The organism is Streptomyces sp. NBC_01288 (genome assembly GCF_035982055.1).
GTDB lineage: Bacteria > Actinomycetota > Actinomycetes > Streptomycetales > Streptomycetaceae > Streptomyces.
Genome location: NZ_CP108427.1, coordinates 4,819,841 through 4,838,934 on the forward strand (window position 1 = coordinate 4,819,841; position 19,094 = coordinate 4,838,934).

Annotated in this window: 17 protein-coding genes; 4 read left to right on the forward strand and 13 right to left on the reverse strand. The window is 70.7% G+C overall.

Annotation, left to right across the window (positions count from 1 at the left end):
* Positions 1-45: 45 nt before the first annotated feature.
* Both OG194_RS21385 and OG194_RS21390 read right to left on the reverse strand, forming a co-directional pair.
* Positions 46-2,193: a flotillin family protein gene (locus tag OG194_RS21385; protein WP_327402428.1), complete on the reverse strand. Its 2,148-nt coding sequence runs from the start codon at positions 2,191-2,193 to the stop codon at positions 46-48.
* A gap of 105 nt (positions 2,194-2,298) precedes the next feature.
* A complete protein-coding gene (locus OG194_RS21390) occupies positions 2,299-2,940 on the reverse strand; it encodes a hypothetical protein (protein ID WP_327402429.1) in 642 nt (213 codons plus the stop codon).
* A 255-nt stretch (positions 2,941-3,195) separates the two neighbouring features.
* Between OG194_RS21390 and OG194_RS21395 the strand changes: the two genes are divergently transcribed.
* Positions 3,196-4,254: a PucR family transcriptional regulator gene (locus OG194_RS21395; protein WP_327402430.1), complete on the forward strand. Its 1,059-nt coding sequence runs from the start codon at positions 3,196-3,198 to the stop codon at positions 4,252-4,254.
* A 90-nt stretch (positions 4,255-4,344) separates the two neighbouring features.
* Here the strand turns inward: OG194_RS21395 and OG194_RS21400 are convergent, their stop codons facing one another.
* From OG194_RS21400 to OG194_RS21415, 4 genes are all read right to left on the reverse strand, one after another.
* Positions 4,345-4,683, reverse strand: a complete 339-nt coding sequence (locus tag OG194_RS21400; protein ID WP_327402431.1) for an SCO5918 family protein — start codon at positions 4,681-4,683, stop codon at positions 4,345-4,347.
* A gap of 169 nt (positions 4,684-4,852) precedes the next feature.
* On the reverse strand, positions 4,853-5,056 hold the full coding sequence (locus tag OG194_RS21405) for a cold-shock protein (protein ID WP_019063123.1): 204 nt from the start codon (positions 5,054-5,056) through the stop codon (positions 4,853-4,855).
* A gap of 212 nt (positions 5,057-5,268) precedes the next feature.
* Positions 5,269-5,595: a MerR family transcriptional regulator gene (locus OG194_RS21410; protein WP_327402432.1), complete on the reverse strand. Its 327-nt coding sequence runs from the start codon at positions 5,593-5,595 to the stop codon at positions 5,269-5,271.
* Between the two features lie 134 nt (positions 5,596-5,729).
* On the reverse strand, positions 5,730-6,530 hold the full coding sequence (locus OG194_RS21415; RefSeq protein ID WP_327402433.1) for a hypothetical protein: 801 nt from the start codon (positions 6,528-6,530) through the stop codon (positions 5,730-5,732).
* 288 nt (positions 6,531-6,818) lie between these two features.
* Here OG194_RS21415 and OG194_RS21420 point away from each other — a divergent pair, with 288 nt between their 5' ends.
* A complete protein-coding gene (locus OG194_RS21420; protein WP_327402434.1) occupies positions 6,819-7,262 on the forward strand; it encodes a DUF5994 family protein in 444 nt (147 codons plus the stop codon).
* 27 nt (positions 7,263-7,289) lie between these two features.
* Here OG194_RS21420 and OG194_RS21425 read toward each other — a convergent pair whose 3' ends face one another.
* Positions 7,290-8,102: a TIGR03943 family putative permease subunit gene (locus tag OG194_RS21425; protein ID WP_327402435.1), complete on the reverse strand. Its 813-nt coding sequence runs from the start codon at positions 8,100-8,102 to the stop codon at positions 7,290-7,292.
* On the reverse strand, positions 8,099-9,190 hold the full coding sequence (locus OG194_RS21430) for a permease (protein ID WP_327402436.1): 1,092 nt from the start codon (positions 9,188-9,190) through the stop codon (positions 8,099-8,101). The genes OG194_RS21425 and OG194_RS21430 overlap by 4 nt, the downstream gene beginning before the upstream one ends.
* A gap of 180 nt (positions 9,191-9,370) precedes the next feature.
* Here OG194_RS21430 and OG194_RS21435 point away from each other — a divergent pair, with 180 nt between their 5' ends.
* Positions 9,371-11,278, forward strand: a complete 1,908-nt coding sequence (locus OG194_RS21435; RefSeq protein WP_327407153.1) for an NAD-binding protein — start codon at positions 9,371-9,373, stop codon at positions 11,276-11,278.
* 94 nt (positions 11,279-11,372) lie between these two features.
* On the opposite strand, the gene OG194_RS21440 is transcribed toward OG194_RS21435, so the two are convergent.
* Positions 11,373-13,172 carry a S9 family peptidase gene (locus tag OG194_RS21440; RefSeq protein WP_327402437.1) on the reverse strand — a complete coding sequence of 600 codons (1,800 nt, stop codon included), beginning with the start codon at positions 13,170-13,172 and terminating at the stop codon, positions 11,373-11,375.
* A gap of 159 nt (positions 13,173-13,331) precedes the next feature.
* On the opposite strand from OG194_RS21440, the gene OG194_RS21445 reads away from it, so the two are divergent.
* Complete coding sequence (locus tag OG194_RS21445; RefSeq protein ID WP_327402438.1) at positions 13,332-14,126, forward strand: SURF1 family protein; 795 nt, start codon at positions 13,332-13,334, stop codon at positions 14,124-14,126.
* Between the two features lie 68 nt (positions 14,127-14,194).
* Here the strand turns inward: OG194_RS21445 and OG194_RS21450 are convergent, their stop codons facing one another.
* The 4 genes from OG194_RS21450 to OG194_RS21465 form a co-directional block, all read right to left on the reverse strand.
* On the reverse strand, positions 14,195-15,469 hold the full coding sequence (locus OG194_RS21450; RefSeq protein ID WP_327402439.1) for a hypothetical protein: 1,275 nt from the start codon (positions 15,467-15,469) through the stop codon (positions 14,195-14,197).
* Positions 15,466-16,041 carry a SigE family RNA polymerase sigma factor gene (locus OG194_RS21455; protein WP_019063113.1) on the reverse strand — a complete coding sequence of 192 codons (576 nt, stop codon included), beginning with the start codon at positions 16,039-16,041 and terminating at the stop codon, positions 15,466-15,468. The genes OG194_RS21450 and OG194_RS21455 overlap by 4 nt, the downstream gene beginning before the upstream one ends.
* A 560-nt stretch (positions 16,042-16,601) precedes the next feature.
* A complete protein-coding gene (locus OG194_RS21460) occupies positions 16,602-17,669 on the reverse strand; it encodes an aspartate-semialdehyde dehydrogenase (protein ID WP_327402440.1) in 1,068 nt (355 codons plus the stop codon).
* Positions 17,669-18,940 (reverse strand): aspartate kinase, encoded by a 1,272-nt coding sequence (locus OG194_RS21465; protein ID WP_266860030.1) that lies wholly within the window; start codon positions 18,938-18,940, stop codon positions 17,669-17,671. Before OG194_RS21465 ends, OG194_RS21460 begins: the two co-directional genes overlap by 1 nt.
* Between the last annotated feature and the right edge of the window lie 154 nt (positions 18,941-19,094).

Genomic DNA, 19,094 nt, shown 5'->3' on the forward strand with positions numbered 1-19,094 from the left:
CGGAACTGCCGTCCCCTGTGCGGCAGTTCCGGACCGTTGGTGGGGTCAGGCCTTCACCGGGTGGCCGTTGAGCGCGGCCAGCGGAGTGTCCGCCAGGCCCAACTCACCTGCCTTGTCCAGCAGTTGCCGTACCTGACCGGCGTTCGCCGTGTCCGAGGTCATCAGCTTCATCAGCAGCGCGGAGACGGTGAGGTTCTGCACGTCGGCCGTGGAGACCGGGCCGAGGACGCGGGCGAGGTCGTCGGCGATGTTCGACGTACCGTCCAGCCAGGGACCCGCCAAGGCCTGTGCCGTCTGGGAGTTGGCGACGAAGCCGTCGACGCTCTTGCCGAAGGAGATCGACGACATGAGCCGGTCGAGGAAGACCGAGTCGCCGCCGACGATGTCGATGTCGGCGTGCTCCAGACCGGTCGCGAGGACCGTGGCCTGCGCCTCCGCGACCTGTCGCTGAACGTCGAGACCCGCGAGCCGGATCTCCTTCTCGGCCTGCAACCGCAGCCGGTACTCCTCGTGGCCGCGCGAGGCGTCGTCGAGGGCGGCCATCGCGGCGGCCTTCTCGGTGAGCCCTTCTGCCTCGGCCTTGAGCTTCTCGCCGATGCCGGTGGCTTCCGCGAGCGCGTTCGCCCGTACGCCCTCGGCCTGCGCGAGCACCTTCGCCTGCGCGCCTTCGGCCTCGGCGAGCGCCTTGGCCCGGGTGCCCTCGGCCTCCGCGCGCAGCCGGGCCTCGGTGCCTTCCGCCTCCGCGCGCAGCCGCGCCCCCGTGGCCTCGGCCTCGGCCCGGCCGGCCTTCACGGTGACCTCGGCCTCCTTGTCGCGGACCTGGACCTCGGCGAGTCCGGCGGCCGCCGCCTCCGCCTGGATGCCCTCGGCGAGCCGCAGTTTGGCGCGGGCGTCGAGGTCGGCGGACTTCAACCGGGCCTCGGCGAGGGTGAGTTGCTCACCGGCGCGGTGCTTGGCGGCGGCCTCCGCTGCCTCGGCGCCCTTGATGTCCTTGACCAGTTTCTCCTGCGCCTCCGCCTCGGCGGCGATGATCACGGCCTGCCGTGTGCGCTCGGCCTCCTCGACCACCCGCAGCTTCTTGATCGCCTCCTCCTGCTCGGCGACCGTACGGTCCACGGCGATCCGCTCCCGGACCACGTCCGCGACCTCGCGCCGCTCCGCCTCGACCTCCTTGTCGCGGGCGATCCCGGACAGCGAGGTCTCCCGCTCCCTCGCGATGACTTCGAGGAGCCGGTCCTTCTCGATGCGCTCGTTCTCGACGGCGATGACCCGCTCGCGGTTCTTCTGCGCGACGGCGATCTCGCGGGCCTGGTTCTCGCGCTGGACGCCGAGTTGCTCCTCGGTACGGAGGAACGCGGCCTGCGCGCCCAGCCGTTCCTCCTCCTGCACCTTCGCGGTGGCGGCCTCCTCGCGCGCCCGCAGCACCTCCACCTCACGGCGCTGCTTGATCTCCGCCTCGGCCTGCCGGCGTTCCAGCTCCAGGATGGTCTCCCGGGCGTCGACGTTCTGGCGGGTGATCTCCTTCTGCTCGGTGCGCTGGAACTCGTTGGTGCGCACGTGCTCGATGGTCGTCAGCTCGGTGATCTTGCGGATGCCCTGCGCGTCCAGGATGTTCTGGTTGTCGAGCTGGGTCATCGGCGTCTGTTCGAGGAAGTCGATGGCCGCGTCGTCGAGGTGGTAGCCGTTGAGGTCGGTGCCGATGACCTGGATGATCCGGTCCCGGAACTCCTCGCGCTTGGTGTAGAGATCGACGAAGTCCAGCTGCTTGCCGACGGTCTTGAGCGCCTCGGAGAACTTCGCGGCGAAGAAGTCCTGGATCGCCACCGGGTCGCTCGCGGTCTGGGTGCCGATGGCCTGCGCGACCTTGATGACGTCCTCGACGGTCTTGTTGACCCGCACGAAGAAGCTGATGTGGATGTCGGCGCGGATGTTGTCCTGGCAGATCAGGCCCTCGCGCCCGGTGCGCCGGATCTCGATGGTCTTCACCGAGATGTCCATGAACTCGGCCTTGTGCAGCACCGGCAGCACGACCGCCCCGGTGAAGGTGACGTCGACCTTCTTCGTCTTGGAGACGATCAGCGCCCGCCCCTGCTCCACCTTCCGGAAGAGCCGGCCGACCACCAGGAGCAGGGTGAGCGCGATGAGCAGGACAACGGCGACGAACACACCGATGCCGACGGTGATGGCGTTCATGACATGGGTCCCCAAGAGATGAGAAGGGTGAGGAAACGTGCGTGGGCCAACAGGAGTTGGCCAACAGGCGTAGGCAACAGCCGTAGGCCGACAGGCGTTGGCGGCTTATCCCGTCGTGCCGGGGCCGGTCCTCGGGTCGAGCGCGCTGTCGTAGGGCGCGACCCAGAAGAACTCGCCGGTCTCGTCGTAGGCGTAGAGCAGTCCGGTGCTGCCACTGGCGAGGGCGCCCTCACCGGAGTCGCCGCCCGTCTGCCGGACCTGGACCACCGCGGCCGAGCCGTCCGCCGACCTGACCTCCGCCTGGCCGAACCCCGCGTCGACCCGCCCGGTGCGGATCGTGCAGGTCAGCCCGACGAAGTCCAGCCGGGACGGCCCGTGTTCGTCGGGGAACAGGCGGTGCAGGGGTCGTACGAACAGCTTGGTCGCCCGCCAGGAGACGTACACCGTGCCGATCAGCACGACCGCCCCGACCAGGGCCCCGACCGGGCCGGACGGGACGAGCAGCACGCTCGCGCAGTAGCTGATCAGCCAGCCGACGGCGGTGAACAGCGAGAAGGCGAGGGTCACCGGAACTCCGCCGAGCCCCCAACCGTCGCCGTGCGCACGGGAGTTGAGGTGGGCATGGGCGTGTCCGTGGGCGTCCGCCGCGCCCAGCGCAACCAGCAGCCAGAACAGGACGACCACGGTGAGCGCGGCGGTGAAGACGACGGTGGGAAAACCGGTCGCGGCAGCGAAGAACGCCCCCATGATCCCGGCCCCCCGTTCCCTGTCCGCTGTGTCCACGACGCGTCAAAACTTCCGGGGACGCGCGGATCGTGGTTCCGGTGCCGTACACCTGCCGGTGTCCGGCACCGGAACCTTCCGCGGTGCTCCCCTGGCGCCATGGTGCACGCGGGGTGCACGCCCGCGCATTGCCGGAACCCGGCAGTGTTCATTAGGGTCTTGATGCCGGTGACGCGCTAAGAAAGCGTCACCAGGGCGTCAAGAAAACAGGGGGCGGAGTTGCCGGAACGCGACATACCTGAGCAGTATCTGGCGGGGTACGCGTCGCTCCTGGCGGAGGTCGCCGACACCGGACGCCGCCTGAACCGGGCCGAGTTGGAGGCCCGCCGCACCCTGGGCGAGCAGGCGGCCGAGGCCGGTCACGGACTGCGCTCCCTGGTCAACGCCCATCTCGCGGCCACCCGCGCCGCCTGGCCGGACACCCCCGGTTCCGCCGACTGCACCCTTGCCGCGGTACAGCAGGTGGTCGACGCCTTCGCCGAGGGCTACGAACGCGCGCAGCGCCTCGCCGTACGCCAAGAGGAGGCGGCGCGGCGGGAGTTCATCGACGACCTGCTCTACGGCCGCAGCGATCTGGGCCGGCTCGCGGAACGCGCCGAGCGCTTCGGCCTGCGCCTCTCCCACTCGCACGCGGTCGCCGTGGTCCAGGGCCCGACGCCGTACGACGAGAGCGCGCCGGTGCCGCGTCAGGTGGAGCGCGCGATGATCAGCCGTTTCGGCGACCGCAACATCCTGCTCACCACGAAGGCCGGCCGGATGCTGTGTGTCGCGCCCGGCGACCAGGACGACATCCTCGCCCACTTCGCCAAGCAGTCCTACGCCGCCGCGGAGGGCACCCGCGCGGCGATCGGCCGGCCGCAGCCGGGCGCGGGCGGGATCGTCCAGTCGTACGAGGAGGCCCTGAACACGCTCGAACTGGCCGAGCGGCTCGACCTGGAGGGCCCCCTCCTGCGCGCCGCCGACCTGCTGGTCTATCCGGTGCTCACACGCGACCGGCAGGCGATGACGGATCTGGTCCTCGACGCGCTGGGCCCGCTGACCAGGGCGCGCGGCGGTGCGCGGCCGCTGCTGGACACCCTGTCGACGTACTTCGACTCCGGTTGTGTGGCGGCGGAGTCCGCGCGCCGGCTCTCGCTGAGCGTGCGCGCGCTGACCTACCGGCTGGAGCGCATCCATCAGCTGACCGGCGCGGACCCGGCGGACCCCGGCCAGCGGTACACGCTACAGACCGCGGTCATCGGGGCCCGGCTGCTGGACTGGCCCGACAAGGAGCTGTGAGGAGCCGGTACGCAAAGAGCGACCTCGCGCCCGGATGGATCTTCGGCGGCGTGGTCGCTCGGGGTGTGCGGGGACGTGCGGGCGGAGGCGTCAGCCCAGGGTGGTGCCGATGTACGAGGACGAGTCCGGGCCGGAGTCCGTGGGGTTCTCCGTGGCGGGAGCCGGTGCGGGCGCCGGGGTGGCGGGCGCGGGCGGGTTCTCGTGGCAGGTGAAGCCGAGCCGGGAGAGGGCCCTGGTCACCTCGAAGGCGGTGAAGTCACGGCGGTCCTGCTTGGTGATCACCTCGCCGACCTGCTTGACCGGGTACAGCTTGCGGCTGATGACGGCGCACTGGCCGGTGACGGGCTGCTCCGGGCGGATGCCCTTGAGCATCTCCTCCACCTCGCTCTTCGTCAGATCGAAGGGGTAACGGGCGATCACGCAGCGCATGGTGCCTCACCTAGGGGTTCGAGCGGGCGGAGAGGGGAGGATTTCTCCGCGGGGAATGCGGAAGAACGGCCGAAGAACGGCGGGTGGCCGAAGAACGGCAAGTAAATGAGCAGATACGAAAAGGGACCCGCACCCAAGGTGCGGGCCCCTGTTTCGCAGCTTCGCGTGCTTAGGCGGGAACGATGTTCTCCGCCTGCGGGCCCTTCTGGCCCTGCGTGATGTCGAAGGTCACCTTCTGACCCTCCTGCAGCTCGCGGAAGCCCTGGGTGGCGATGTTCGAGTAGTGGGCGAAGACGTCAGCGCCGCCGCCGTCCTGCTCGATGAAGCCGAAGCCCTTTTCCGCGTTGAACCACTTCACGGTACCGGTGGCCATGTCTTAACTCCTAGGCAGTGCACGAGATCCGCACTTTACGAATCTCCTCCATCGCCGTGATGATCACCTGCACCGGAGGTCCGGTTCAAAATTGGCAACCACAACTGCAACTGAAGTCAGCCTAGCACGGAACCCTTTTCCGCGACGGGGGAAAGGGGCTCGAAAAGCACCGCCCGAAACGGTGAATTTCTGTTTCGGAGACATCAGGTTTTCTACCGATGGGATGAGCTGCGCAGCTCCTCGTTGACGCGCAGGGCCTCGTCCAGCCGGTCCTCCAGGCTGATGATGCGGCACGCGGCCTCGATGGGCGTTCCCTGGTCGACCAGCTCGCGCGCGCGGGAGGCCGTACGGAGCTGATGGCGCGAGTAGCGGCGGTGACCGCCGTCCGACCGCGTCGGGGTGATCAGCCCGGCCTCACCCAGTGACCGGAGGAAACCGGGGGTGGAGGAGATCAGCTCGGCGGCCCGGCCCATGGTGTAGGCGGGGTAGTCGTCGTCGTCGAGCCGGTCGGCCGTGGGCTGCTGGCTTTCTGCGGGCATGTACACCTTTCCTGCGGGCCGCCCGGGCGGGATCGGCCTGCCGCGGGAGCTGGTTCCCCCGTACGGGAACTCTAGTCGCACCCGGGGAATCTCTGTGGCGGCGAGCACAGATGTTCTGACGCCGGTCGACGCTCTCAGGGGGCCAGAACCAGCACCCGGCAGGCGCCCGGAAGCCGTGGATCAAGACCGTCGGGGCCCCGCAGGGAGCTCCGTTCGGGTGCTCTCACGGGGTCCGACGGGGCTCCCGCGACGTCCTGCCAGCCCCACGCCCGGTACGCCGACAGGGTCTCGGTGTCGGTGCGGGGCACCAGGGTGACGCCGAGGGCCGGCGCGTGATCGGCGAGCAGCCGGCGTTGCAGGCGCCGGGCGAGGTTCCACTCCCGGTCCTGGTAGTGGGTGCGCACGCGGGGCGGGACGACGATCCCGGAGACCGCGAAGAGTCCCCCGGTGACCGCGAGGCCGTGCAGCAGCCGGGGCAGCCGGGTGTCGTGGCCCTGCCACCAGGGATCGGCGGCGCGCACGGGGAAGCCGTAGGCGCAGGCCGTCAGGGTCGTGTTCTCGGCGATCAGGAGGGTGAAACCGGGGCGCCGGACGTCACCGGCCAGGCGTCGCAGGAAGGCGGTGCGGGAACGGTTGCCCCTGCGGGTCCCGCCGCAGGTCTCCTCGTACAGCACGCCGAGGTCCTGGAAGCGGTCCTCGATCTGGCGGCGGCTGAGGGGGCGGACGCGGTCCCCTTCCCAGGGGGACGGGCCGCGCTCGCGGTTGGACGCGCCGCGTTCCCCGCTGGACGTACCCCGCTCATGGCCGGACGGGCCGGGCTCGTGGCCGGATGCGGGCCACGTCGTCTCCCAGCTCGCCGTACCGGCACCGCCGTGTCCGGCAGGGGCCGCGGGCGCCTCCGCGGTCACCGGCCGACCGGGCACATTCACGGTCATGGGCTGAGCCCTGCCCCGGGCGCGGACACATCCGCCCCGGCGTCGTGGTTCGCCGAGAACGGCACCGGTGCGGTCCGGTGCGCGAGAAATCCTCGGTCCTTTCACGGTACGCCCGCGGACCGCGGAGGGCCTCGGAGTGCCTCCGGCGCAGGCCGGTCCGCCCGGGCCGGGAGTACGGTGAGGGGTACCGGGAGTTCTCCGCACCTCGGCTCTGGCGCCGTCGTCGTTCCCAGTGCACCACGGCACCGGACCGCCGCACGACGGACGGCCGGGGACAGGGACCGCGACATGAACGCGCCCACGGACACCCATAGTTCGCCCGCCTCGGACACCGACGCCTCTTCCACGGACGTGGAGCAGACCGCCCCGCCCGCCCTCCGGCTGCGCCTCGCCGCCCACACCTCCGTACCGCGCCGCCTCGACGGAGCCTGGTGGCCGCACTCCTACGACGTCCTCACCGAGGTGCCGCGGCTGCTCGCCGGGCTGCCCCGGACCTGGGGCCACATCGTCAGCGTGATGGTGAACGGGCGGGTCTGGTCGACCGCCCCGGGCCGGATGCTGGTGGCCAACCAGGTCGTACGGCTGCACCGGACCACCGCCGTGCACGCCCCGAACACCGTCGTCCTGCTCGCGCCGGGGCGCGGCCGGTGGGACCTGCTGGTCGTACCGCCGGAGCTGGCGGAGGAGGCGGCCGAGCCGATCATGGCCGCCGCGATCGCCAACGTCCTCTGAAACCAGGCCGGTTACTGGTCCCAGCTGTTACTGGTTCCAGCTCTCGTCGTACGGGTCCTTCGGCGTCGGGACCGGTTTGGCCTGGGTGACCTGGAAGTAGGGGATCGGGCGGTTGTTGATGGGGTCCTTGGTCTGCTTGGGGGTGTAGGTGCCGGTGATCTCCAGCCAGGTGTCCGGCTGAAGTACCGGCGGGATCTTGCCGGTCAGGGCGATCTTCACCGGCTGGGCGTCCGCGGCACAGCAGTTGAGGGCCATGCGGACGAGGAACGGGGAGCCCGACTTGTCCAGCGCGACGAAGCCGGTGACCTTCAACTGCCGGGTGCCCAAGGACCGTCCGTGGTCGTAGACCGCGCGGCTCGCGTAGTCGACCAGGCCGAGGGTGAGCGGGTTGCTGTCGGGGAGCTTGAGAAGGCCGTACGGCTGCTGGAGGGCTGTGCCGGTGCGGACCGCGCTGTAGGAGCCGAGGGCCGGCGGGGCGACCAGGATCAGGGCGAAGAGGGGGAGGATCAGGAGCCAGGAGATACGGGGTTCGCGGTGGACGTGTCCCTTGTGGGCCTCGTCTCCCTTGTGAGCCTCGTCCTCGGCGTGGTCCTCCGCGTGGGCTTCCGTGTGGGCTTCCGTGTGTGCCGTGTGCGCTTCCGCCTGGGCCTTCTCCAGCCGCGTCCGGCGCCACTCGTACCAGGCCGTGGCCAGTGCGGTGACGATGAGGACCGCGCCGGAGAGCAGCAGGAGCGGTTGGAGGCCTGCCTTGACGTAGCGCAGGTAGAGGTTGGTGAAGCCCGCGTGCAGGAGGGCCGCGCCGACGAGGAACAGGACCGCCGCCTGTGCCTGCCGGTTCACAGGAGCACCGCCCCGGTGACGACCGCGCCCGCGATGGCGAGGACGAAGGTGGCGGGTGCGAAGCGCATCGCGAAGCCCCGGCCGAAGGTGCCCGCCTGCATGGCGAAGAGTTTCAGGTCGATCATCGGGCCCACCACCAGGAACGCGAGTTTGGCCGTGAGCGAGAACTGGGTGAGCGACGCGGCGACGAACGCGTCCGCCTCCGAGCAGATCGACAGCAGCACGGCGAGGATCGAGAGGGCGAGGATCGCGACCACCGGGTTGTCGGCGGCCGTGCGCAGCCAGCTCGCGGGTGCCACCGCCTTGAGCGTCGCCGCCGACATCGCGCCGAGGACGAGGAACCCGCCGGCCTGCATCACGTCGTGCCGGACCGAGCCCCAGAACGCGGCCCCCCTGGTCTCCCCCTCGTGCGGCTCGTGGGCAGGCAGGCGCAGCCAGTCGGTGCGGCCGATCCGCGTCCACAGCCAGCCCATCACGCAGGCCACGAGCAGGCTGCCGGCGAACCGGGCGAGGACCATCTCGGGGTTGCGCGGGAACGCCACGGCCGTCGCCGTCAGCACGATCGGGTTGATCGCCGGGGCGGAGAGCAGGAACGCGATCGCCGCCGCCGGGGTGACGCCCCGCCGCACCAGCGCCCCGGCCACCGGCACCGACGCACACTCGCAGCCGGGGAGGATCGCGCCCGCCATGCCGGCGATCGGCACGGCCAGCACGGGGTTCTTCGGCAGCGCCCGGGTGAAGAACGTCGCCGGTACGAACACCGCGATCCCCGCCGACAGCAGCACGCCCAGCACCAGGAAGGGCAGCGCCTGCACGACCACGGCCACGAAGACCGTCATCCAGCTCTGCATCACCGGCGCGGACAGCGCCTGACGGATCGGGCCCTGCGCCAGCACCACCACGAGCAGCACCATGGTCAGCACGAGCGGCGAGTTGAACTGCCAGCCGTCCTTCGCCGCTTTGGCGGGCGCGACCGGTGACTCCTGGACGGGCACGTCCGGCTTCGCGTCCGGTTCCGCGTGCTGATTCAGGTGCGGTTCCGGCGGCGTCTCCGTGGTCGGCGCGGCTGGTTCGGTGGTGATGGCCACGAGTGAGGTACCTCCGGCAGACGCCTGGTTTCGCGAGTTTTGCTCCCTGTCTCTGCATACGGCAGTCGGGGCACGGGTGTTCAGCGGAATACTGGAACCACCCGCCTCCTTGGGGCAGTCTTTCCCCTCGTGGCGAGCAGCGTTCCGAATCAGACCCCTCCGGGCAACGCCCGGGCACACATGGTGGTGTGCGGCGACGACGCGCTCGCGCACCGGCTCGCCGTCGAACTCCGCAGTGTCTACGGCGAGCAGATCACCCTCGTCGTCCCGCTCTCCGAGGCCACCGCCCGGCCGCCCGTCGTCGGCCGCGCGCGTGCCGCCTCGGCCGCGCTGCTCGACCGGGTCAACGCGGCGGTGGGCCGGACCAACGGCAACGGCGGCGGTGGCACCGCACCTGTCGCCCCCGAACCCCCGCGCGGGGAGCGGGTGTTGGAGGTCGCCGGGCTGACCGAGGCCGTGTTCGCCGAGGTGGGCGTGGAGCGGGCGACCGCGCTGGCCCTCGTCTATGACGACGACGAGACGAACATCCGCGCCGCCCTGACCGCCCGCCGCCTCAACCCCCGTATCCGGCTGGTGATCCGCCTCTACAACCGGCGGCTGGGCCAGCACATCGAGGAACTCCTCGACCAGGCCGCCGCGTTGGCGACCGGTGACGGGGCGGGCGGCGGGCCCGGTGCCGGGTTCGACGCGTCCACCACCGTGCTCTCCGACGCCGACACCGCCGCGCCCGCGCTGGCCGCCACCGCCCTCGCCGGTACCAGCAAGGTCGTCCAGACCGACGGGCTGCTGCTGCGCGCGGTGGAACGGCCGCCGCCGGGGCCCGGGCAGGTCGCCGATCCTGGCCTTGCCACGCTCGCCCTGCTCTCGGCGACCAGCAGCGACCCGGCCGGCGCGGACGGCTCCGAGGGCATGGGCGAACACGGCCCGCGCCTGCTGCCCGACGCGGCGGCCGTCGCCTCCGCCACCGGGCGCGGGACCGTCGTCCTGGAGCAGGTGTCGTACGCCGGACCGCAGTTGCCGGTCGGGCGCGGGGGCGGTGTCGTCCCGGCGTGGTCCTCGCTCTTCTCGCGGCGGCTGCGGTGGTCGCTGGCGGGCATGGTGGCGTGCGTGATCGCGCTCGCCGTGTCGCTGTGGCTGGTGACCCAGGTCCATCCCGTGACCGCCTTCTATCTGACGCTGCTCGATCTCTTCGCGATCGACGACCCCGCGATCGGGGCGCCGTTGGGACGGCAAATCCTTCAACTCCTCTCCGGTCTCGTCGGGTTGCTGATGCTGCCGGTACTGCTGGCCGCCGTGCTGGAAGCGCTGGGCACCTTCCGTACGGCGTCCGCGTTGCGCAAGCCGCCGCGGGGGCTCGGCGGGCATGTCGTGCTGCTCGGGCTCGGCAAGATCGGCACCCGGGTGCTGACCCGGCTGCGCGAACTCAACATCCCCGTGGTGTGCGTCGAGGCCGACCCCGAGGCCCGCGGGCTCGCGGTCGCGCGCCGGCTGCGGGTGCCGGTGATCCTGGGTGACGTCACCCAGGAGGGCGTCCTGGAATCCGCCAAGGTCAACCGCGCCCACGCCCTCCTCGCGGTCACCAGCTCCGACACGACGAACCTCGAAGCGGTGCTGTACGCCCGTTCCGTGCGACCGGATCTACGGGTCGTGCTCCGGCTGTACGACGACGACTTCGCGACCGCCGTGTACCGGACCCTGCGGGCCGCGCACCCCGGCGCCCTGACCCGGAGCCGGAGCGTGTCCCACCTGGCCGCGCCTGCCTTTGCCGGAGCGATGATGGGGCGGCAGATCCTGGGCGCGATCCCTGTCGAGCGGCGGGTGTTGCTGTTCGCGGCGATGACCGTGGGCGGGCATCCCCAGCTGGAGGGCAAGACGATCGCCGAGGCGTTCCGGGCGGGGTCGTGGCGGGTCCTTGCGCTGGACACGGCGACGCGGGACGCCTCCGAGGACGTACGGCGGTCGGGGCTGGTCTGGGACCTCCCCGACACGTATGTCCTGCGGGACTCGGACCGGGTTGTGCTGGCGGCTACTCGGCGGGGGCTGGCGGAGTTGCTGGGGCGGCGACCCCGGGATCGGGCGGGGACGTAGGGAGCGGGGCCGGGCGGGGACGTAGGGAGCGGGGAGTTCGGATCCCCGCTCCTCACGCGACTCCCGAGAAGATCAACCCGTCGGGAAACGCTGCCTACTTCCCCAAGTGCCGCTCCGCGAAGTCCAGTTCCAGCTTCACCTGCTTGATCCGCTCGTCCACCACCAGCGACCCGTGCCCCGCGTCGTACCGGTACACCTCGTGCACCGCACCCCGCGACTCAAGCCGCTTCACGTAGTTGTCGATCTGGCGGATCGGGCAGCGGGGGTCGTTGACGCCGGCGGAGATGTAGACCGGGGCCGTGACCTTGTCGACGTAGGTCAGCGGGGAGGATGCCTCGAAGCGGGCCGGGACCTCTTCGGGGGTTCCGCCCAGGAGGGTGCGGTCCATGGCCTTCAGGGCTTCCATCTCGTCGTGGTAGGCCGTGACGTAGTCGGCGACCGGGACCGCCGCGATGCCCAGGGTCCACGCGTCGGGCTGGGTGCCGATGCCGAGGAGGGTGAGGTAGCCGCCCCAGGAGCCGCCGGTGAGGATCAGGCGGTCGGGGTCGGCGAGGCCGGAGCCGATCGCCCACTCCCGGACCGCCGCGATGTCCTCCAGCTCGATGAGGCCGACGCGGTACTTCAGGGCGTCGGTCCACGCGCGGCCGTAGCCGGTCGAGCCGCGGTAGTTGACCCGGACGACCGCGTACCCGTGGTCGACCCAGGCCGCCGGGCCCGCCGAGAACGAGTCGCTGTCGTGCCAGGTCGGGCCGCCGTGGATGTCGAAGACCGTGGGGAGGGGGCCGGTGGTACCCGCCGGCTTCTGGACCAGGGCGTGGATGCGGCCGCCGGGGCCCTCCACCCACACGTCCTCCACCGCGACCGAGCCGGGGGACTTCAGGCCGGGCGGGTCCAGGACGACCTCGCCCGTCGTCGAGCGCACGGCGGACGGTTCGGCGGCCGACGACCAGAGGTATTCGACGCTGCCGTCGGGTCGGGCCGTGGCGCCCGAGACCGAACCGGGCGGTGTCGGCACCTTCTCCAGTCCGCCCGAGGCGAGGTCGTAGCGGAAGACCTCGCTGCGGGCCTCGAAGCTGTGCGCGATGAGGAGGGCCGAGCCGTCCGGGTACCACTCGGCGCTCACGTCGCCGGGCAGGTCCAGGGACAGGTCCGTCTCGCCGCCCTTCACCACGTCCCACACCAGGGGCTCCCAACGGCCGCGCCGCTGATGGCCGATGAGGAGACGCGTGTCTCCGTCGACCGGTGCGAAGCCGAGGACCTCAAGGCCCAGCTCCTCGGTGCCGCCCTTGGTGTCGTCCAGATCGGCGACCGCCGTGCCGTCCGGGCGCAGGACGCGCAGCGCCGAGTGCATCGCGTCGCCGTGCTCGGTGTGCTCGATCGCGATCAGCGAACCGTCGTGCGAGAGGTCGCCGACGCCCGCCGACTCACGGTGCCGGTAGATCAGCGTGGTCTCGTCACCGGTGCGGGCGAGGTGGATCGTCGTACCGTCCTCGTCCGTCGAGCGGCCGACCACGGCGGTCCTGCCGTCGCGGGCGAGGGCGACCCCGGCCGGGTAGGACGGTTCGAGGCCGGGGACGGCGGGTTCGTCCGGGCCTCCCTTGAAGGGCTGGCGGCGCCAGACGCCGAACTCGTCGCCGTCCTTGTCGTCGAACCACCAGATCCACTCCCCGTCCGGGGAGAGCACACCGTCCGTCGTGCCGTTCGGCCGGTCGGTGACCTGGCGTTGCTCGCCCGTCGCCCGGTCCCAGGCGTACAGCTCATACGTCCCTGTCGCGTTCGACACGAACAGGGAACGGTCGGGTGCGTCCTCCGCCCAGTCGGGCAGGGACACGCGGGGCGCCCGGAAGCGCTTCTCCCAGTCCGGTGTGTTCTCGGACCCGTTGCTCTCAGTCATGGCCCCATACTGCCCGCCCACACAGACATTGCACTGACCGGATCCTCAGCCTGTGGATAACTTCGACCAAGACCCGGCCGGAGCATTGCCGACGCCTGGTGAACCCTCGGGCCGACCCCCGGGCCAACGGCCTCACGACAGCCCCGTACCGTGGACGGCGTGTACCGGTTTCTGCTGACATCGCGCTGGTGGGGCATCAACGTCTTCGTACTGCTCGCCATCCCCTTCTGCATTTTCATGGGGTCGTGGCAGCTGAGCCGGTTCCAGGCGCGCGTGGACAGCAGCCACCAGGCCACCCGCCAGGTCGAGACCGACCGCACGGAAGCGGCCCGCCCCCTCGCCTCACTGCTCCCGGTCGACCAGAACACCTCGGGCCGCAGGGCCACCACGACCGGCCACTACGGCAGGCAACTCCTCGTCCCCGACCGCCAGTTGGACGGGAAGAACGGCTTCTACGTCCTGACCCTGCTGCGCACCGACGGCGGCAAGGCCCTCCCCGTCGTCCGCGGCTGGATCCCCGGCAAGCCCGATGCGGCCAGAGCGCCGGCCGCGCCGACCGGCGAGGTCACCGTCACCGGCTCGCTGCAAGCGTCCGAGACCCCAGGCGACAACGGCGTCAGCGCCCAGGGCGGCCTGCCGTCCGGTCAGACCGCCGCGATCAGCGCGGCCTCACTGGTGAACCTCGTCCCGTACCACCTGTACGACGCGTGGATCACGCTCGACAAGGGCGACTCGGGGATGAGGGCCGTACCGGCGACCGCGCCCGCGAACACCGGCCTCGACCTGAAGGCGTTCCAGAACCTCGGCTACACCGGCGAGTGGTTCGTCTTCGCGGGCTTCGTCGTCTTCATGTGGTTCCGGCTGCTGCGCCGCGAGGTGGAGTTCGCGCGCGATGCGGAGCTGGGCCTCGTCCCTGAGGACGAGAACGAGGAAGCGGCCCACGCCACCGTCTGACGTGGCCGGACACAGACACAGCCGGGTCCCCCGACCCGGCTGACTGACTTACAGACCCGCGGTCCGGTCTACGACCCCGCCAGCAGACCCGTCCGGTAGACCGTGCCCGCGCACGCGTTCGGCACCGTGGCCGTGACCGTCGGGGAGCCCGCCTCCGCCGTGTGCGTGACCTGGACGCTGCCGTCGAGCGTGCCGTCCTCCACGAGCTGGGTGGACGTCCCGGTGTCGCCGCTCGTGGACCCGCTGCTGGTGCTGGTGTCCTCGCTGGGTGACGGGCTGGCCGTCGAACCGCCGGTGGTGGTGCCGCCCGTGCTGGTGCCGGTGGTGGGGCAGGTCTCGGAGGGCACCCAGGCGAACTTGACCACATAGGAGGCGCCCGCCTGGAGCACCAACTGGGAGACCTCCGTCGACGGGTCGGGCAGGCCGGTCGCCGCGTCCCCGGAGCTGTGCTGCGCCACGCCGATCTTGCTGGAGTCGGCCGCACCTATGGCGGAGGTGCCCACGGTGCCGGGGCCGCCGACGGTACAGCTGATGCCGGAGGTGTTGGTGACGCTGAACGTGCCGTAGACGATGCCGGCCGAGTCGGCGGCGTCCACCGTCGAGTTGGAGGCGCCGAGCTGGTCGGCCGTGCAGACGGGCGCGGACGTCCCGGCGCTGGCCGAGGGGTTCGCGCTCACGGTGCCGCGGCCGGGGGTCTTGCCCGTGCCGTCGTTCTTGTGGCCGCCCGGGTTCTGCGAGGCCCGCCCCGAGGTGCCGCCCGAGGTGCTGGAGCCGCCGTCCGGGCCCTTGCCCTGGCTGGTGCCGCCCTGCGCCTGTGAGCTGCTGCCCATGATGGACGGATCGGCGTCCGAGCCGGTGGAGTTCGAGACGTGCACGAGGGCCGGGATCGCGGTGCCGAAGAAGAGCACCGTGGCCGCCATGCCGACCAGGGCCTGGCGCTTGCGGGCCCGGCGGACCGGTACCGCCTTGCGCAGATGGTCCAGCGTGCCGTCGCGCGGCTCGACCTCCTGGACCGCCTGGTGCAGCAGCCGCCGTAGCGCCAACTCGTCGGGGTCGAAGCCTTCGGGGCTGTCCCTGTCAGGGGTGTCCCCGCCGAAGTTCCCGAAGTTCTCAGGGGTGTCCCCGGGGTTCTCGGGGTTGTCCCCTCCGGGGTGTTGCCCGTCGAGGCTCGGCCCGGTGGGGCTCTGTTCGTCGGGGCCGTGGTTCACAGTTCCGTTCCCAGCATGTGTTTCGTTCGGCGGTTCCTTGCGCGCCCAGGTCGGGCCGCGCCGGATGTCCGGCTCGCGCCGCTCACGCGAACCGTTTCCCTCGGCCGTGCCGTTTCCGTCGGCCTTGTCGCTCATGCCGTGGCCTCCATGGCGATCCGGAGGGCGGCGATCCCGCGCGAGCCGTAGGCCTTCACCGAGCCCAGCGATATGCCGAGCGACTCGGCGACCTGCGCCTCGGTCATGTCCGCGAAGTAGCGCAGCACCAGGACCTCGCGCTGGCGGCGCTGGAGTCCCTTCATGGCCTTGATGAGAGAGTCGCGCTCCAGCAGGTCGTAGGCGCCCTCTTCCGCGCTGGCCATGTCCGGCATCGGCTTCGAGAGGAGCTTGAGGCCGAGGATGCGCCGGCGCAGGGCCGAGCGGGAGAGGTTGACGACCGTCTGGCGCAGATAGGCCAGGGTCTTCTCGGGGTCACGGACACGTTTGCGCGCCGAGTGGACCCGGATGAACGCCTCCTGGACGACGTCCTCGCAGGAGGCGGTGTCGTCGAGGAGGAGTGCGGCCAGGCCGAGCAGCGAGCGGTAGTGCGCCCGGTAGGTCTCGGTGAGATGGTCGACCGTCGTTCCGGCCGCGACGGCGTCGTCGACACCGTCGCGCTGGTTCGGGATGCGGGCGGGCCGCGCTGCGGGCATCGGCGCGATCACCGGCATGCCGCCGGGCGCACGGGATCCACGCGGAGGCCGGAGGGCCGTTCCGCGTGCCGGTGGGGGTCCCCCCGCTCGAGCGGAGCCGAGAGTGGGGGAGAAGTCGAGTACCTGAGCCACGCCAGTTGGACACACTTCCCCCCTTGGGGGTTGTACGCGTCGGCCGTCACATTTACGTCAGACGAAACAGACAGTCCACACACCTGTCTGCCGTCACCGCCCACCTGCCCGGCGTCATCACCCACCCGTCTGGTGTCAGGCAGCACAACCGGCAGTGCGTCGAACACCCTCATGCCTACCCGCTCTTCCCCTGTGTCACGAAATGTCCGGGACGTCCCCACGTCCCGGACCGCATCACCACGCGCCCACCTGAAGGGCGTTCGCAAAGACGCTCCCCGCTCGCCGCGCGGTTGCGGGAAGCGGGGAGTGAAATCTTCGGATGCGGAGGTGGCTGGATTCAAGGGTTCCCAACCATTAATCCGGCCACATCGCGCACACTGATCCTACAAACCCGGGCGGCACTGGCCAGCGGATTTACGGCGGGGCAGGGGGAGTTGGGCCCGCGCTCAGGCCAGTTCGCGCGCCACCAGCTCGGCGATCTGGGCGGTATTGAGGGCCGCTCCCTTGCGCAAATTGTCCCCGCAGACGAAGAGTTCGAGCGCGGTCGGGTCGTCCAGCGCCCGCCGCAGCCGCCCCACCCAGGTCGGGTCGGTGCCCACCACGTCGGCGGGCGTGGGGAACTCCCCGGCGGCCGGATTGTCGAAGAGGACGACACCAGGCGCCGTAGCGAGAATCTCGCGCGCCCCGTCCACAGTGACCTCGCCCTGGAACCGGGCGTGCACGGTGAGGGAGTGCGTGGTGACCACCGGGACGCGCACGCAGGTCACCGCGACCGGCAGCTTGGGCAGCCCGAGGATCTTGCGGGACTCGTCCCGCACCTTCATCTCCTCCGAGGACCAGCCGTCCTCACGCAAGGAACCGGCCCACGGTACGACGTTCAGCGCGACCGGCTCCGGGAACGGCCCGGTGTTGTCGCCCACGGCCCGCCGTACGTCACCGGGCTTGGTGCCCAGGTCCGTACCGGCCACGAGGGACAGCTGCTGGCGCAGGGTCTCCACCCCGGCCCGCCCGGCCCCGCTCACCGCCTGGTACGACGACACCACCAGCTCGCGCAGCCCGAACTCGGCGTGCAGCGCGCCCACGGCGACGATCATCGACAGGGTCGTGCAGTTCGGGTTGGCGATGATCCCGCGCGGGCGGTGCCGCACCTTGTGCGGGTTGACCTCGGGGACCACCAGGGGCACCTCCGGGTCCATCCGGAAGGCGCCCGAGTTGTCGACGACGACCACGCCCTTGGCGGCGGCGATCGGCGCCCACTGGGCGGAGACCTCGTCGGGGACGTCGAACATGGCGACGTCGACCCCGTCGAAGGCCTCCTCCGTCAGGGCCACCACCTCGACCTGCTCCCCGCGCACGGCCAGCTTGCGGCCGGCCGAGCGCGGGGAGGCGATCAGGCGGATCTCGCCCCAGATGTCCGCATGCTGGGACAGGATCTGGAGCATGACCGTGCCGACGGCCCCGGTCGCGCCGACCACGGCGAGCGTCGGACGCACGGTCGCTCCGGTGGTGGCCATCAGCGGCCGGTGCCTCCGTAGACGACGGCTTCGTCGCTGTCGGAGTCGAGGCCGAACGCCGTGTGCACGGCGCGGACGGCCTCGTTGACGTCGTCGGCGCGGGTGACGACCGAGATGCGGATCTCGGAGGTCGAGATCAGCTCGATGTTGACGCCCGCGTCGGACAGGGCGGTGAAGAAGTCGGCGGTGACGCCCGGGTTCGTCTTCATCCCGGCGCCCACCAGCGAGATCTTCCCGATCTGGTCGTCGTAGCGCAGCGACTCGAAGCCGATGCCGCCCTTGTTCTTCTCCAGGGCGTCGATGGCCTTGCGGCCCTCCGCCTTGGGGAGGGTGAAGGAGATGTCCGTGAGGCCCGTCGAGGCGGCCGACACGTTCTGCACGATCATGTCGATGTTGACCTGCGCGTCGGAGATCGTCCGGAAGATCACCGCGGCCTCGCCCGGCTTGTCGGGCACGCCGACGACCGTGATCTTGGCCTCGGAGGTGTCGTGCGCGACACCGGAGATGATGGCCTGCTCCACCTTCTGGTCCCCAATCGGTTCACTGCTGACCCAGGTGCCCTGAAGTCCGCTGAAGCTGGACCGCACATGGATCGGGATGTTGTATCGGCGGGCGTACTCCACACAGCGGTGGAGCAGCACCTTGGAGCCGGAGGCGGCGAGCTCCAGCATGTCCTCGAAGACGATCCAGTCGATCTTCCGCGCCTTCGGCACCACGCGCGGGTCGGCGGTGAACACACCGTCGACGTCCGTGTAGATCTCGCACACCTCGGCGTCCAGCGCGGCGGCGAGGGCGACGGCGGTGGTGTCGCTGCCGCCCCGCCCCAGCGTGGTGATGTCCTTCTTGTCCTGGCTCACACCCTGGAACCCGGCGACGATGGCGATGTTGCCCTCGTCCAACGCCGTGCGGATCCGACCGGGCGTGACGTCGATGATCCGCGCTTTGTTGTGGACCGAGTCGGTGATGACGCCTGCCTGGCTACCGGTGAACGACTGGGCTTCGTGCCCCAGGTTTTTGATCGCCATGGCCAGCAGCGCCATGGAGATCCGCTCTCCGGCGGTCAGCAGCATGTCGAACTCACGCCCGGCGGGCATCGGAGATACCTGCTCGGCGAGATCGATCAGCTCGTCCGTCGTGTCGCCCATCGCGGAAACGACGACGACCACTTGGTGGCCGTTCTTCTTCGCTTCTACGATTCGCTTGGCGACGCGCTTGATGCCCTCGGCATCGGCTACGGAGGAGCCTCCGTACTTCTGCACGACAAGGCCCACGTGCGCTCCTCGCTCAGTCCTGGTGTGTCGGCTCAGTTTAACGAGCACCCGAAATTCGCTTCCGCGGTATCGCATGGTGAGATTCGGAAGCTTCGGACGCCCAGGTCAGCGCATGCCCACTTAAGGGGTGCGGGAAAAGTGCCGAGCGTCACAA